Here is a 12,841-nt window from a genome sequence, read left to right as displayed (position 1 = left end):
CTCCCCGCTGGCTGCCCACAGCCGGCCACCCCGACACCACGGCCACCCAAACGCTGCTGGTCATCGAGCTACAGACCGGTTCACCACCACGCTCTCAGTGTTGGTGCGCCAGATTCCCTTCAGCGGTCGGTTTGCTGGGACAGTGCGGTCACGCTGCTGAAGACGTGTGTCGCTGACGCTGAAGGCTTCTGTCGTTTTCCGCTGAAGGTTTCGTTTCGCCTGGGATGGCTTGAGGGTGGCTGCTCGGCGGCCGGCGTTCTTTCGTGGGAGGCCGCCACCCGCAGGTGACGGCCTCCCCGCACTCCCCCCGGCACCCGGCCCGCCGGTCCTACGCCCACTCCACCCCGTGCTGCGCGAGCTTCCCCGGTGTGTGAGCTTGGCGTGGCGGGCCTTCTGATTGTTCAGCCACGCGCCGAGGCCGACGTGGACGGTCTTGACAGCCTCTTCTCTGCCGGGGTCGGCCACCGTGACCTCCAACTGCTCCTTGTGCGGGCGCGGGGCCTTCACGTGGCCTTCCCGGTCGACGGATGCCGCCGAGGCGGCCAGGCCTCGGGCGAACCGATCGGTGCGGGACACCGCCGGCTTCGCATCGGCTGCGGCCTTGGCGGCCACCGGCTCCGGGTCCGCCGGCCGCGGCCGGGACGACGACCAGGACGCGGGGGTCGAACCGGCCTGGTGGTGACCCGGCGTTTCCGGTCCGTCCGCCGTGCCCGGTGCCGTCGGCCGCGACTTGGACGATGGCCGGGACACGGGGGTCGAACCGGCTTGGTGGTGACCCTGGTACCTTCCGGCTTCGCCCGCGCGGTGGAAGCGGCCGCCGTCTCGTCGAGAATCTCGTGTCCGGCGGGGCCGGGGCGCGCATGGCGGGTCAGTTCTGGCAGGAATCCGCCGACCACCTGGTGTTCCGGGTGGTCGGTGCGGGTCGTCCGGGTGGTTGGGGGGTCAGCGATGGCGGTGCGTGCTGGTCCGCCGGTTTCGCCTCACAGGTCGGTCACCTTCTGCTAGGAATGATCGACACATGGTGATCTGTGGGTGTCCTGGTATGAAGGAGTGATCGTATGGCTGTCGGATCGAAGGTGTACGGCGACCTGGAGCTGGCGTTCACCGACAAGTTCGAGTGGCGCTATGGCAATAACGGCACGAAGTGTCATGACTGGATGAGCCTCTGGCACCCGTTGCCGCCCGAGGGGTTCCACGCACTGGGCACCGTACTGGTGCCGGCGAAGGGGGCGGCGAACCTCAAGCCGGAGCGGGCGGGTGATCCGATGAGTGACGAGCACGTCGTCGCGCTGTGCGTGAGGGACGCGGGCACCGCCGAGGATGGCAAGCTGCCGCCGCTCGCGCGGCCGGTGGACTACGAGGAGGTGTGGAACGACAAGGCGAGTGCCGGGATCTACAACGGCTCGGTGTGGCGGCCCGTGGCACCGGAGGGCTACGTGGCCCTGGGATGCGTGGCGCCGGTCCAGTCGCACGACAAGCCGTCGTTGGACGCGATCATGTGCGTGCGCGAGGACCTCACCCATGGTTCGAGGCCGGTCAAGGCGTTTGAGAACCACAACAGCGCGGGCACGGATCTGGGCATCTGGTTCAACGACGTCCCTCAGTCGTCCGCTCCGGAGGACGCCGCGGGCACCAGCCAGATCCTGATCGCGCCCAACACCTTCGCGGCACACGCCAAGTACGCCACCCCGAAGTTCCTCGCCGAGATGAACGTCCTGCGCCTGACAGTGGACGCCGGCGGCTCGCTGCCGACCGAGTACCCGCAACTGGAGGGCCGCGAGATGCCGCCCGAGCGGACGATGGAGGCGCTCGCGAACACTCTGTGGCTGCCGTTCACCGCGGTTCGCGACGAGGCGAAGCCCGTGCCGTGGAAGCTGCAGAAGTCCCCCTTCTACAAGGTCGAGCGCCGGGTGTCCTGGCTGCGACTCGCGTTCCTCAACAACGACACCGGCAGCGACCAGAAGGAAAGCATCGCGCTGACCACCGGCCTGGAGAAGGAGCAGACGTCGAACTGGAACACCAGCCTCGGCCTGTCGCTCAGCTACACCTCCGGGGTGTCCTTCGGCGCGTCCGCCACGGTCACGGTCGGCTTCAGCATGGAGTACAGCTTCGGCGGATCGGTCTCCACCAAGTCGCTGGAGTCGAAGACGATCACCCGCGAGCTGACGGTGAAGCCCGGCACCGCCGCGGCCGCCTGGACCGGGAGCCACACCGTCCAGGTCAAGCGGGCCGACAACAGCCGCGTCGGGCCGGCGCTGGAACTCAAGACCGCCAGCGTGCACTTCGACCAGTACCCAGACCCGGAGAAGAACTCGGACGAGTAACCGGGCCCCGGTTCACAAGCCCCCGGAGGGCACAGGAAAGGCCGGTGACGGCCGTCCCGTGCCCGCCGGGGCCATCAAGATCACATGGCTCTGCCGGGACCCGAGCCGGGAGACCACCACCTGGCTGGAACGAACCCGCGAAACGGCCCTCCACCTCGCCGCAAGCACCCCACCCGCCGCGCCGCCCTACCGCCGCCCACGGCCCGCCGCACGCCGCGACGGCGCGTAGGACCCGCCCGCTGCGCCGTCCCGGGCCGCCGTCCGGGTCGGGCCTGGCTGCGCCCCGCTGGGGCTGTGAAGTTGCACTTTGTTGTCGCGGTGAGCTGCAGCGGGTTGTCGCGTTGTTTCGTGGGTTGATACCTGGTCAGAGGCGGTAGCGGTCGGTTCGGCGTCATGCTGGTGCGGCCGGCCTGCACGGTGGGGAAGCGGACCTCCTGGCGCACGTGTCCGGTATGGCCCCGACCGCGGCCCGGCGACCCTCCGCCGCTATGAGTAACTGAAAGGATACGCTTTGTGTGCGTACTGGTCGGGGGGAACGGTTCCGGACGAGCCGGTGACCACCCCGGCCTGGAACCCTGAGGGAGCGTTAGTGAGTACAGCACAGCGATACGGAGACCTGGAACTCCGCTTCACCACCGACCTGTTCAACATGTGGGGAAACCCCGACAACGGACTGCCCCAGAACGCCTGGACCGTCAACAAGGCCAAGGACGGGGCCCTGTCCAGCGGCCACAAGATCGGCCCGATCAAACACAGCGGACAGGCCGGGATCCTGCAGCTGCGGGACCTCTCCGCCGACAAGACCCTGCTGCGCCCGCCCGTGCGGTGGGAACGCATCGCGGAACTCCCGTCCGGGGACCCCTACCGGTGGGCGGTGTGGCGTCCGATCGCCCCGAACGGCTACGCGGCTCTCGGCGACACCGTCTTCCGCTTCGACGTCAGCCCCGAGCAGTACCCCGATTACTCGCGCGAGACGGCGTGCGTCAAGAAGACCCACAACGGCCGCTCCTACGTCCGCGAGGGCGAGTTCGGCCACACGCTGGTCGAACACGGCAGCCTGCGGCTGGTCTCGGTCGTCGTGCCGCCCTACCCGGACGGGGACCTGGAGGAGCACCTCTACCTGAACTGCGGCAACTTCACCGCGGTCACCGCCCCGGGCATTCCCGCGCCGACCCCCACCACCTGGGTGCTGGACCTCCCGGCAGTCATCGAGAAGCGGGACGGGCCCGAGATCCCCGTCATGACCTCCCACGACCGCCCGCCGGTCCAGACGGCCGTCACCGACCGGACGGTCACCGTCCCCTACTTCCTCGTCGACGACCAGGGCCGGCCGGAGCCGTGGAAGGTGGAGAACTCGCCCTTCTACAAGATCCGCCGCAAGCGCCACTACGAGCTGATCATCCACCGCGACAACCGCAACGGCTCCGAGCCGCAGCCCGAGCTGGAGTCCGTCACCAGCGGGGTGAGCGCCGAGAGCAGCGAGGAGTTCAGCCAGAGCACAGGCATCACCGTCGCCATGGAGGTCGGCGTCGAGGCCGGCTCCAAGCCGTTCGGCACGGGTGCCCCCACCGCCGCCAGGACCTCCGTGTCCGCCACCGTCGAGCTCGGCTACGACCGCCGCACCGGTGTGGCGGCCATGCGCGAGGAGACCAAGACCCGCGGCCTGACGGTCCCCCCGCACAGCTCCGCGTGCCTGTGGATGGAGCACCACGAGATCGTCCCCGTCCGCGCGAACGGGGAGACCCTCGGCCCCCGGGCCACCCTCGGCTTCAACACCGACCACTACGTCACCGGCCAGTACCCCAGCGACGCCGGCGCCACCTACCTTGAGGAAGCCATCGACGGCGCTCGCACCACCAAAGCCGCCCACAACCTCCCGCCCGGCACACCGAAAGCGCAGCCCACTGCCGTCAACACCGAATAGCGCCTGAACCGGCACACTCCGACCGGACACCACCCGGGGCGGGCCCCTTGGTCCGCCCCTTCGCCGCTCCCACCCCGCCGTCTACAGCTCTCCCCCAAAGCGATCCGACAGGCCCTCGGCGACCTCGCGCTGCACGACCTGGTCGCCTCCGACGGCAACACCGCCGCCCGGCACAAGACGTGGCAGCTGGCGGGCGCAGCCGGGCTGGACGCTGCCGGCAGGAGCTCGGGATGGTCCGCTCGGAGATGGCCAGCACGGCCCGGGGCACCGGCCGCTCGGGCGCCCAGCGCGCGATGGCAGTCAACGAGACCGTGCTCGCGTTCGTCCTGGGCGGCACCGCACCCGGGGCCGCGGGCGGTGTCGGCACCGTGCGCTCCTGGTCCACCAAGACCGAGTTCCCGCTGCCCGGCGGCAAGCGCAAGGTGCGCCCCGACGGCGTGTGGCAGGCCCCGGAGATCGGCGTGCCGGTGTTGATGGTGGAGGTGGACCGCTCGACCATGGGTCCCGGCCCGGGTGGCGGCGAAGTTCACCGCCTACCGCGAGCTGTTCCGCACCAAGCTCCGCCATAACGACCCGGCCCTCGCCGACGAGGAACCCGCCGACAGCATGGTGCACTGGTGGCGCCGCGCCTGGCCCGGCCACACCCGTCCGCTCGTCGCCCTGGCCGTCACCGACGCCGGACCGGCCGCGCTGGCCAACCGGCAGCAGGACGTGGCCGAGCTGTCGGCCGAGGTCTGGATCGGGCAGCGGTACACGGTGCGCCGGGACGACAATGGCGGGGACGGCTGGCGCGAGTACGACGACGCCGTCCCGGTCGTCGCCACCACGCTGGAGCTGCTGGCCGAGCACGGCCCGCTCGGACCCGTCTGGTGGCGCTTCGGCCGCCCCGGTCGGCACCCCCTGATCGAGGCGTTGGACAACCAGGACAACCGGCCGCCTACGACTTGCGCCAGCAGGCCCGCGAGAAGAAGGCCGACCAGGCCCACCGCGAGCTGATGCAGACTCTGGCCTGCGCCGACTGCGGCCAGGTCCCCGAGCAGGAGAGCACCTACAAATACGGGCTCCACGGCCAGTGGACCCGCCGCCCCGGCGGCCGCTGCTGCACCTGCCACCAGGAACGCAAGGAACAGCTGGAACAGGCGGCCGCCTGTCGCGTGGGGTGCTGTCGGGCCCTGTGACCTGCGCGGATGGGTGCTTACCCCCGTGCGAGGTCGGGGCGCGACAGTCGGGCGCGACAGGGGCGCCGGGTAGGAGGCGAGCACGAGGCTGACCGGATCGCTCCCGCGCACCGGGCGGGTCCTGCGGTGCGCTTTGCTCCGCAGGGCCCTTGAGAGACGGTCGCGTCGTCAGATGCGTTCCAGGCGCCATTTCTGTGCGTCGGTGTCGTTGAACGTGTACTGCTGCACGTTTGCGCTGTTGTCCTTGGATCCGCCGGTGACGTCCATGGCCTTGCCGCTGTGGATGTTGCTGATCACGAAGACGCCGTCGCCGACGGGGGTGACCCACCAGCGCTGGCTGGATCCGCCGATGCGTTCCCCCTGCTGGATGTTCGCGGTGTCCTGCAGGCCGGCGCCGGCGACCTCCAGGAGCTTGCCGCCCGCTTTGGAGACGATCTCGTACTCGCCGGTGATGTCGGGCGCCGGATTGCTGTGCGCGTGGTCGCGTCGTACGGGCGTGAACGTCCACCGCTGGTTCGCTCCGCCGTGGCGGGTGTACTGGCCGACGTTCGCCCCGTTCTCCTTCACCTTGCCCAGGATGTCCAGGACCTTGCCGCTGCCGATGTTGGTGAGGATGTACGTGCCCTCCTCGACGGGCAGCGCGCGGATCACCTGCGCGGCGTCGGAGCCGGGCGGGAGGATGCGTACGGAAGCCGTCCGGTCTTTCAGTGCCGGTTCCGGCCGGGTAGGGGACTCGCCCGCGGCGTTCCCCGGGCCGTCGGTCTCCAGGGTGTCCTTCCCGGTGAGGGACGCGAGTTCCTCGCCCGGGCCCACCTGGGCGGCGAGGCCCTTGAAGTCGGCCTCGACGTGAAGGGCGAGGCTCTGCCCGGTGCGGTTCACGACCGACTGGACGCGGCCGTCGAATCCGAACGCGCGGACGTCGCCCAGCGTCTGGTCGGAGAGCAGGACGCGGCCGTGCTCCTTGGTGTTGAAGTCCTCCTGCTCGAAAACCGCGTACCAGCCCTTCGGGCACACCTCGACGCCGCTGCCCTCAAGAATCTTGACCGTCACCCTGGTCCACCCTTCTCCGGCCACGTTCTCCCGCGCACCGCGGGACACCCCATCACCCTAGGTGGACGAGTCGATCACCACCAGTGATCGAATCCGGTCGCCGGTCCCGCGTGGGAGGACGGCATCCGCACCCGCTGGGCGCTGCCCGGGTGGCGGCTCCGGGGCGGGTGGGCCAGGTGGTGGGCGTGCCCGTCGGCGAGCACCGCGCGCAGGCGGGCGGCCAGGGTCCACGTGAACGCGTACGGACCGCCGGCGGACCCGGCGGCCCCGGCGGCCACACGGCAGTGGGAGATGCCGAGTTCACCCCGGCGCGGCGTTCGGCTGCGGGAGCGTTGGCCGGTGGCCGGCTTGTGCAGCCAGGGGCTTCGGTGTCCACCGCAACGTCACCGACGGTGGCCGGGTTCCCCGCACGGTGGGATCCGGGTCCGGGGCCTCGGTGGCGGTGCGGATCGCCGTGACGGGGTCGGTGTCCTCGACGGTGGCCGCCAGGGCGGCGAGCGCGGCGGCCGCGTACCGGGCCACCGCTGGGCCGAGCGGGTCCAGGGCGTTCAGACGGGCCTGGATCAGGCCGCCCTTGTGCCGGGCGTGTTCGATGTCCAGGCGGTGCAGCTCGGTGTGCAGGTCCGCGAGTGTGCCCGAGACGCGGCCGTGCCGCGCTGGCGCCCGCGAGCCCGGACTGGGCGCTGTGGTCATCCGCCACAACGCCGTCCAGCCGCGCACGGGTTCCGGCCGGTGCGACTGCCTGCGGGTGGTTGGCTGGTTGATTGCCTTTCGGATCACGGAGCCACGGGTAGTTCTTGGCGGAAGCGCCCCGGGCCGGTGCGGCCAAGGACGGGCGAAGGCATCCAGTGCGAGGAGTGGTGGAGCATGGCGGACAACGCGATTCCTGCGGAGCGGATCCAGGAGTTGCAGGCGATCGTGGACAGGCACCAGGGCGACCGGCTCCAGGGGCTGTCGTGCGACGACATCAAGGCACAGCTGGACCAGTACTTCGGGACGGCGATGGACGACCTCGCGGAGGGGGCGAACTACCTCTTCTACTTCTTCCTGGCGCTGATCAAGGGCTGTCCGTGCATCAACGAGAACCCTTACCACGTCAAGGACCCCTTCACCGACCCGTTCCAGCTCCAGATGTCGACGTTGCCCTGGGATATCCGCGGTTCCAAGGTCTACCTGTCCGAGTCGGCGGACAGCGCTGTGTTGTGGGCCAACGACACCGCGCGCAAGGGCGACTACGACCCTGCGAAGGACCAGCGCACCATCTTCCGCGTCGTGCCCGCGGGCAAGCGGGCCGGACGTGCCAACTTGCAGGCGTACTATCTCGTCGCCCAGGACGGCCGGCACGCCGGGAAGGCCCTGTACAGCTACGCGCGCGAGGACGGCTACCGCGGGGTGAGCGCCAGGGACTTCGACATTGACCACCCCGAACCCGACCCTTCCACGGCCGACCTGTGGACCCTCAGCGACCTGTACACGGCACACGACAACAACGACTGCAGGGGACGTGCCATCGACAACTACACCGGCAACGGCGAGCGCCTCGGCGTCCTGGACGTCCCGGACAGCAAGGGCGGCCGCCCCATGATCGTCTGGGCGGACTGGAACGGGGACTGCAACGAGACCTGGCAGTTCCGTCCCACCGCCTTCACCGACGCCTAGCCACGGGCCCTGCGGCACTCACGGACAGGCACGGCGGCGGCCCGCCCTGAAAGACACGGAGCCTCCCGATCCAGCCCGCCGCACGCATGCACGCCGTGCGGACGAAACCGGCGGGACCGCTGACCGCGCCACCCCGGTGCGGGCAGTCGGCCCGCCGGCCTGCCGACCATTCCTCCGCCGTTGCCCCCTGGCGATGCCCGGCGCTTCCCGCCGGTGGCGCCGAACGGTGACTCGTCCCGCGCACCGACCTGCACCACGGGCTGCGCATCGGCACCTACCGCGTCGACACCGCCGGCACCCGCTACGACCGGACCCCGGCCATCGAGGTGGACATCGACCCCGGCGACCCCGATGCCTACCACCCGGACAAGGGCCGGCCGCTCTGCACGTGCGCGCGCTGCCAGACGAAGACCTGACCCGACGACACCACAGGCCCGAGCGTCAGCATTGTGAGTGTGCGTGGTGGTGTCAGCGGGATGGGCGGCAGCGGGCTGATTGATGGCAGGGGATCGCTGAGCTCGGCTTCTTCCCGGTGGTGTCGTGGATCTCGGCTGTCATGAAGTGACCAATCCGCTGTCATGACACGCGGATTGTGTCTAGCACACCAGGATGACGGCTGACACGAGGATGTTCATTCCTGTGCAGACCGCTTGGGCGGGGGAGTGGGCTGGTGTGCATGACCGCCGATCCCGCGCCTGCGCAGCCCGACACCCTGCCGAGAGTCTCTGCGGCATCCGCAGCCGATGTGGTGCCGTCCGCGTCCCGGTCACGGGAACGGGCGTTGGTACGGCAGATGGTGGTACGGCGTCTGCTCGCTCTGGACGAGACCGGGACCCTGGCATCGGTGCATGTACGGATCGCCGCTGAGACGGCCGGAGTGTCGGTACGGACGGTATGGAACTGGCTGGCCATCGCCCGCCAGTCGGGCCGCCTGGAAGCGGCTCCATCTCGTGGCGGGTTCACGGTCACTGACGAGTTGTGGGCCCGGCTATCCGCGGTGGGCGCGAACGTGGCGGCCCTGCACCGTGAGCTGACCGGACAGGCCAACAGCGATCCGGCACGAGAGTTCGCGGGGCCGGTGCCGTCGCTGCGAACGCTCCACCGGGCGGTGCGCCGGGAACAGCAAGCCGGCCGGGTCCTGGAGACCGCCCGGCCCGGGCGTGGCCGGGTGGACCCGGCCGTGTACGACCGCGCTCTCGCGGAACTGGCCCTGCCCGGTACGGTCGGTGAAGCCGGGCAGGCTGCTCCTCCTGCCGCCGAACCCGTCCTGCCGGATGCCTCTGACGGCTCGGCCGCGGCTGCGCCACCCAGGGCGGGGGTGCGCCTGCACGTTCCCGGCGCCCACGTGGTCGCGACCCACCAGCTGGGCGAGGTGACGGAAGCGATCGCGCACACGGTCGCCACGCGCGGGATCGCCTGCGTGTACGGGGATGCGGGGCAGGGCAAGACGGTCGCGGTCCACCAGGCCCTTGGCCTGCTGCCACGCCGTCTTCCTGTCCGCCAGGCGCAGGTGGCGGTGAAGCCGGCCTTGCCGCAGCTGCGCGCCGCGCTTCTGACCGCGTTCGGCCTGCCGGCCACCGCGCTCACGAACCGCACCGACGCGGCCGACCGCGCGCTCATCGACGCCTTCAGGACCCCGGGGGTGGTCCTGATCGACGACGTCCAGCGCATCGCCGCTCCCGAACTGGACTACCTGCGTCTGCTGGCCGACGCCTCGACCACGCAGACCTCGCTGGTGCTGTGCGGGGCCGGGGCCGAGCGCACCCTCGCCCGAGCCCCCGCGCTGGCCTCGCGGGTGCTGACCTGGCAGCACGTCCCCCGCCTGGAAGCCGCCCAAATCCCTACCGTGCTGCGCCTGTTCCATCCGCTGTGGCACACCACAACCGACGCCGACCTGCTGCACGCGGACGAGACCTGTGCGCGGGGGAACTTCCGGACCTGGGCGAAGATCACCTCCCACGCCTACGCGGCGCTGGACCAGCGCCCGGGCACCGGTGCCGATGGCGCGCTGCTCTCCAGGGCGTGCTCCCGGCTCGGCCCCAACCCCTGACCCCGCCACCCGCCGCTGCGCCGACCGCCACCGCGCTGCCATGCCGGCCGCCACCGCATGCGGAAAGGACACCGGTGAACACCCCCACCCCTGACGGCACCGCCACCGTCGCGGCGCCTGCGCCGGTCGAGGCCGAGCCCGCCCTGGACGCCGTGTCGGTGAAGGCCTTGCGTGCTCCCGCCGTGCGCCGTCTGCTCGCCCTGCGTGCCGAGGGCCGGCTCACCCGGGCGCACGTCCACACCACGGCGCAGTGCCTGGAGGTCTCCGACCGGACGGTGTGGCGGTGGCTGGCCGACGCCACCGCCACACCCGTCACCGCCGACGACCCCAGGGCGCGCCACACCGACCGGTTCGAGATCACCCCGCAGGTCCGGGTGCTGCTGGCCTACTGGCGCGGCAACGCCTCCGCGGTCCACCGCGAACTCCTCGCTCGCGCCCGCGCAGCCGCCACCTTCGATGCCGCGACCGGCGGAGCCGTCCCACCGTCATCCCCGCCTGGGCCGGCTCGCCCGGCGGTCCCGGGCGGCGCACCACCCGCCGCCGTTCCCGTGCTGGAGAAGGTGCCGTCCCTGGCTACGTTCCTGCGCGCCGTGCGCCGCGACCTGACGGCGGGGGAACGGGCCGGGTACCGCAAGGGCCCCGAGGCGGCCCGCGCGCTGGACGTGTTCGGCAAACGCCCCCGCACCTGGCGCAACCACGTCTGGGAGGGCGACCACGTCCAGGCCCCGCTGCGCGTCGTCGCCGACGCACAGCTGGTACGGCCGTACGTCACCTGGTTCATCGACTGTGCGACGAAAGCGATCACCGGGGTGGCGGTGACACCGGGCTGTCCCTCACGCGCCTCGATCCTGGCAGCGCTGCGCGCCGCAGTGCTGCGCACCGGGCCCTACGGACCGATCGGGGGCGATCGTTGGCGAAGGCGCGGCGCTTGTCGGTGGTCCAGGTGTCGGCCCCGGACCTCCACGAGGCCGCGAGCTCGCGTGACGCAGCCGACCCGGGACGGCCCTACCAGCCCGGGGCAGTGATTCGCCAATCCGGCCCGGCCGTCGCGGACCGGTCGATACGGTGCGGCCATGCTGACTATGGATCAGGCACTACGGGCGATCGCGGCTCTCGAAGCGGCGTGGACCCAGGACACCGAGGCGATCGACGCCCTGGCCGGCGCCGGGCAAGGCGAAGAGCCGTTGGCCGCGGTGGTCGCCGAGTTCGTGGGCGAGGTACTGCGGGGTGTGGCGCTGGCGGTAACGGGGATTACTGACCTGCCCGAGGGACAGCAGCGGGCAGCGGTGGCCGAGTTCAAGAAGGGCATCCTCGCCGACATGCTCGCGGCGGTGGCGGGAACCTTCCAGCGCTGGGCCATCAGCGCTGGGTCGGACATCAGGCCCACCCGAGACCTCACCGTTGCCGGGCTGGCTGCCATTCTCGGCTTCGCAGTGGAAGGGGTGGACAACCATGACGGGGTGAAGGAGCTGTTCGACGGCATGCGAGCTCAGGCCATGGCCCGCCTGTAGGCCACAGCAGTGCGCCTCAAGGACACGTCCCGCAGGCTCAAGCCCTGTCAGCTCCGATGCCTCCCCCCATCACAAGGCTGCCCCGATAGGCCGCTACAGGCCCAACCCAGGCCTTCCCTGGGGGGTACTTATGACTATTCGCCCCTTATGCCATGCTTCGCGCCGGTCAGTTGCGCACCGCCGGGGCGCAGCCGACCGCATGCGCCGGTAGTGCAAGGTCAGCACGCCCGCCGACCAGGTTGGGAGGCCCAGGTTCGAGTCCTGGCCGGCGCTCACAGCGAAGCCCCCGCTTCCGCAGGCGGGGGCTTCGTCGTTCCGGCCCGGGGCCGTCGCCTCAGGCTGCCTCGTCCAAGAGGTCCCTGCTCCGATGCTTGGTGGAACTGGCCACCGGACGGTCCTCATGTGTGCACCCGTCTGGGTGGAGGCCGGGGTTGAGGCAGGCGTCGCGCCAGTACGACCGCGACTCCCAGCTCCCTGTCACGTAACGGGGGGAGGCGGCGTCCTGCCCGGCTGCAGCCAGTTCCTCGCCTTCTACGGCATCAGGGACGGCGGCCTGGGGGGGTAGTGGTGTCCTGCTCGGTGGAGGCCGGGCTGAGGAGGTCCACGACCCCACCTGCGAGGCCGTCCACGTCTTCGTCGTCGCGGAGGCGGGCGAGGACGTAGATGCCCCCTGCCGCCGCCACCGGCGCCGTCGCCGCGCCCAGGACCACGCTCGCCCTGCCAGTGAACCCGGGACGGTTCCACCTGTCAGCGATGCGCTGCCGCAGAGACCTGTCGCCGCCTTCTGGCGCCGGGTCGGAAGGGGCGGAATCGCCCGTCACAGGCCGGGGCGTCTCTTCCGGTTCCGTCATCTCGCAAGGCGTCCTCTCTGCAGGCTGGGAGAGGAATTTTAGATGCTGGCTGGCCTCGCCCGGTCGGCGTCGCCGGATTCTGCCGCGCTCTCGACCGAGAAGGAGCGAAAGCGCCCGGATTCGCCTGATGTGCCATCATTCCTGGCTGCGCCGGCCGGTGCAGGTCAGCGGCCGGTCAGCGCACCCGGCACCCACCAGGTGTTGATTGCCACTCAGCATGAGTACGGATAGGCCTGGTTGTGCCACTCTCGGTGAGCACGGTGAATTGATGGTTGCAGCGGGGTTGATCTTCGG

The 12,841-nt window shown here is 70.8% G+C and carries 12 protein-coding genes and 1 tRNA gene; 10 read left to right on the top strand and 3 right to left on the bottom strand.

Annotated features, from left to right (window positions below; genetic code table 11):
* Window positions 1-1,058 precede the first annotated feature (1,058 nt).
* The 5 genes from AB0O11_RS37945 (at window position 1,059) to AB0O11_RS37925 (ending at window position 5,426) form a co-directional block, all read left to right on the top strand.
* Entirely contained in the window at window positions 1,059-2,324 is a 1,266-nt protein-coding gene (locus tag AB0O11_RS37945; RefSeq protein WP_363396763.1) for a Vps62-related protein, read from the top strand.
* Window positions 2,325-2,913: 589 nt separating this feature from the next.
* Entirely contained in the window at window positions 2,914-4,248 is a 1,335-nt protein-coding gene (locus AB0O11_RS37940; protein ID WP_363396760.1) for a hypothetical protein, read from the top strand.
* A gap of 230 nt (window positions 4,249-4,478) precedes the next feature.
* The gene (locus tag AB0O11_RS37935) at window positions 4,479-4,817 is read left to right on the top strand and encodes a hypothetical protein (RefSeq protein WP_363396757.1); all 339 of its coding nucleotides are present in this window, start codon (window positions 4,479-4,481) and stop codon (window positions 4,815-4,817) included.
* Window positions 4,762-5,244, top strand: a complete 483-nt coding sequence (locus tag AB0O11_RS37930) for a hypothetical protein (RefSeq protein ID WP_363396754.1) — start codon at window positions 4,762-4,764, stop codon at window positions 5,242-5,244. Before AB0O11_RS37935 ends, AB0O11_RS37930 begins: the two co-directional genes overlap by 56 nt.
* Window positions 5,244-5,426: a hypothetical protein gene (locus AB0O11_RS37925; RefSeq protein WP_363396751.1), complete on the top strand. Its 183-nt coding sequence runs from the start codon at window positions 5,244-5,246 to the stop codon at window positions 5,424-5,426. The genes AB0O11_RS37930 and AB0O11_RS37925 overlap by 1 nt, the downstream gene beginning before the upstream one ends.
* Window positions 5,427-5,594: 168 nt before the next feature.
* Here the strand turns inward: AB0O11_RS37925 and AB0O11_RS37920 are convergent, their stop codons facing one another.
* The 3 genes from AB0O11_RS37920 to AB0O11_RS37910 form a co-directional block, all read right to left on the bottom strand.
* On the bottom strand, window positions 5,595-6,476 hold the full coding sequence (locus AB0O11_RS37920; RefSeq protein WP_363396748.1) for an RICIN domain-containing protein: 882 nt from the start codon (window positions 6,474-6,476) through the stop codon (window positions 5,595-5,597).
* 74 nt (window positions 6,477-6,550) lie between these two features.
* On the bottom strand, window positions 6,551-6,754 hold the full coding sequence (locus AB0O11_RS37915) for a hypothetical protein (RefSeq protein ID WP_363396745.1): 204 nt from the start codon (window positions 6,752-6,754) through the stop codon (window positions 6,551-6,553).
* Between the two features lie 22 nt (window positions 6,755-6,776).
* A complete protein-coding gene (locus tag AB0O11_RS37910) occupies window positions 6,777-7,169 on the bottom strand; it encodes a hypothetical protein (protein WP_363396742.1) in 393 nt (130 codons plus the stop codon).
* 174 nt (window positions 7,170-7,343) lie between these two features.
* On the opposite strand from AB0O11_RS37910, the gene AB0O11_RS37905 reads away from it, so the two are divergent.
* From AB0O11_RS37905 to AB0O11_RS37885, 5 genes are all read left to right on the top strand, one after another.
* The gene (locus tag AB0O11_RS37905; RefSeq protein WP_363396739.1) at window positions 7,344-8,135 is read left to right on the top strand and encodes a hypothetical protein; all 792 of its coding nucleotides are present in this window, start codon (window positions 7,344-7,346) and stop codon (window positions 8,133-8,135) included.
* A gap of 676 nt (window positions 8,136-8,811) precedes the next feature.
* Window positions 8,812-10,185 (top strand): ATP-binding protein, encoded by a 1,374-nt coding sequence (locus AB0O11_RS37900; RefSeq protein WP_363396736.1) that lies wholly within the window; start codon window positions 8,812-8,814, stop codon window positions 10,183-10,185.
* Between the two features lie 74 nt (window positions 10,186-10,259).
* Window positions 10,260-11,210, top strand: coding sequence for a hypothetical protein (locus AB0O11_RS37895; RefSeq protein ID WP_363396733.1), 951 nt, complete (start codon window positions 10,260-10,262; stop codon window positions 11,208-11,210).
* Window positions 11,211-11,258: 48 nt separating this feature from the next.
* Entirely contained in the window at window positions 11,259-11,696 is a 438-nt protein-coding gene (locus tag AB0O11_RS37890) for a hypothetical protein (protein ID WP_363396730.1), read from the top strand.
* Between the two features lie 201 nt (window positions 11,697-11,897).
* A tRNA-Gly gene (locus AB0O11_RS37885) sits at window positions 11,898-11,969 on the top strand.
* Window positions 11,970-12,841: the final 872 nt, after the last annotated feature.

This window comes from Kitasatospora sp. NPDC093102 (assembly GCF_040683915.1).
Classification (GTDB): domain Bacteria; phylum Actinomycetota; class Actinomycetes; order Streptomycetales; family Streptomycetaceae; genus Kitasatospora.
The sequence above is the reverse complement of the archived record's forward strand: the minus strand, read 5'-3'. Positions and strand labels throughout refer to the sequence as shown.

Bases quoted from the DNA above. Each gene is read 5' to 3' on its own strand.
- AB0O11_RS37945 (WP_363396763.1), top strand. From the start codon at position 1,059: ATGGCTGTCGGATCGAAGGTGTACGGCGACCTGGAGCTGGCGTTCACC.
- AB0O11_RS37935 (WP_363396757.1), top strand. From the start codon at position 4,479: ATGGTCCGCTCGGAGATGGCCAGCACGGCCCGGGGCACCGGCCGCTCG.
- AB0O11_RS37925 (WP_363396751.1), top strand. From the start codon at position 5,244: ATGCAGACTCTGGCCTGCGCCGACTGCGGCCAGGTCCCCGAGCAGGAG.
- AB0O11_RS37910 (WP_363396742.1), bottom strand. From the start codon at position 7,169: ATGACCACAGCGCCCAGTCCGGGCTCGCGGGCGCCAGCGCGGCACGGC.
- AB0O11_RS37905 (WP_363396739.1), top strand. From the start codon at position 7,344: ATGGCGGACAACGCGATTCCTGCGGAGCGGATCCAGGAGTTGCAGGCG.
- AB0O11_RS37900 (WP_363396736.1), top strand. From the start codon at position 8,812: ATGACCGCCGATCCCGCGCCTGCGCAGCCCGACACCCTGCCGAGAGTC.
- AB0O11_RS37890 (WP_363396730.1), top strand. From the start codon at position 11,259: ATGCTGACTATGGATCAGGCACTACGGGCGATCGCGGCTCTCGAAGCG.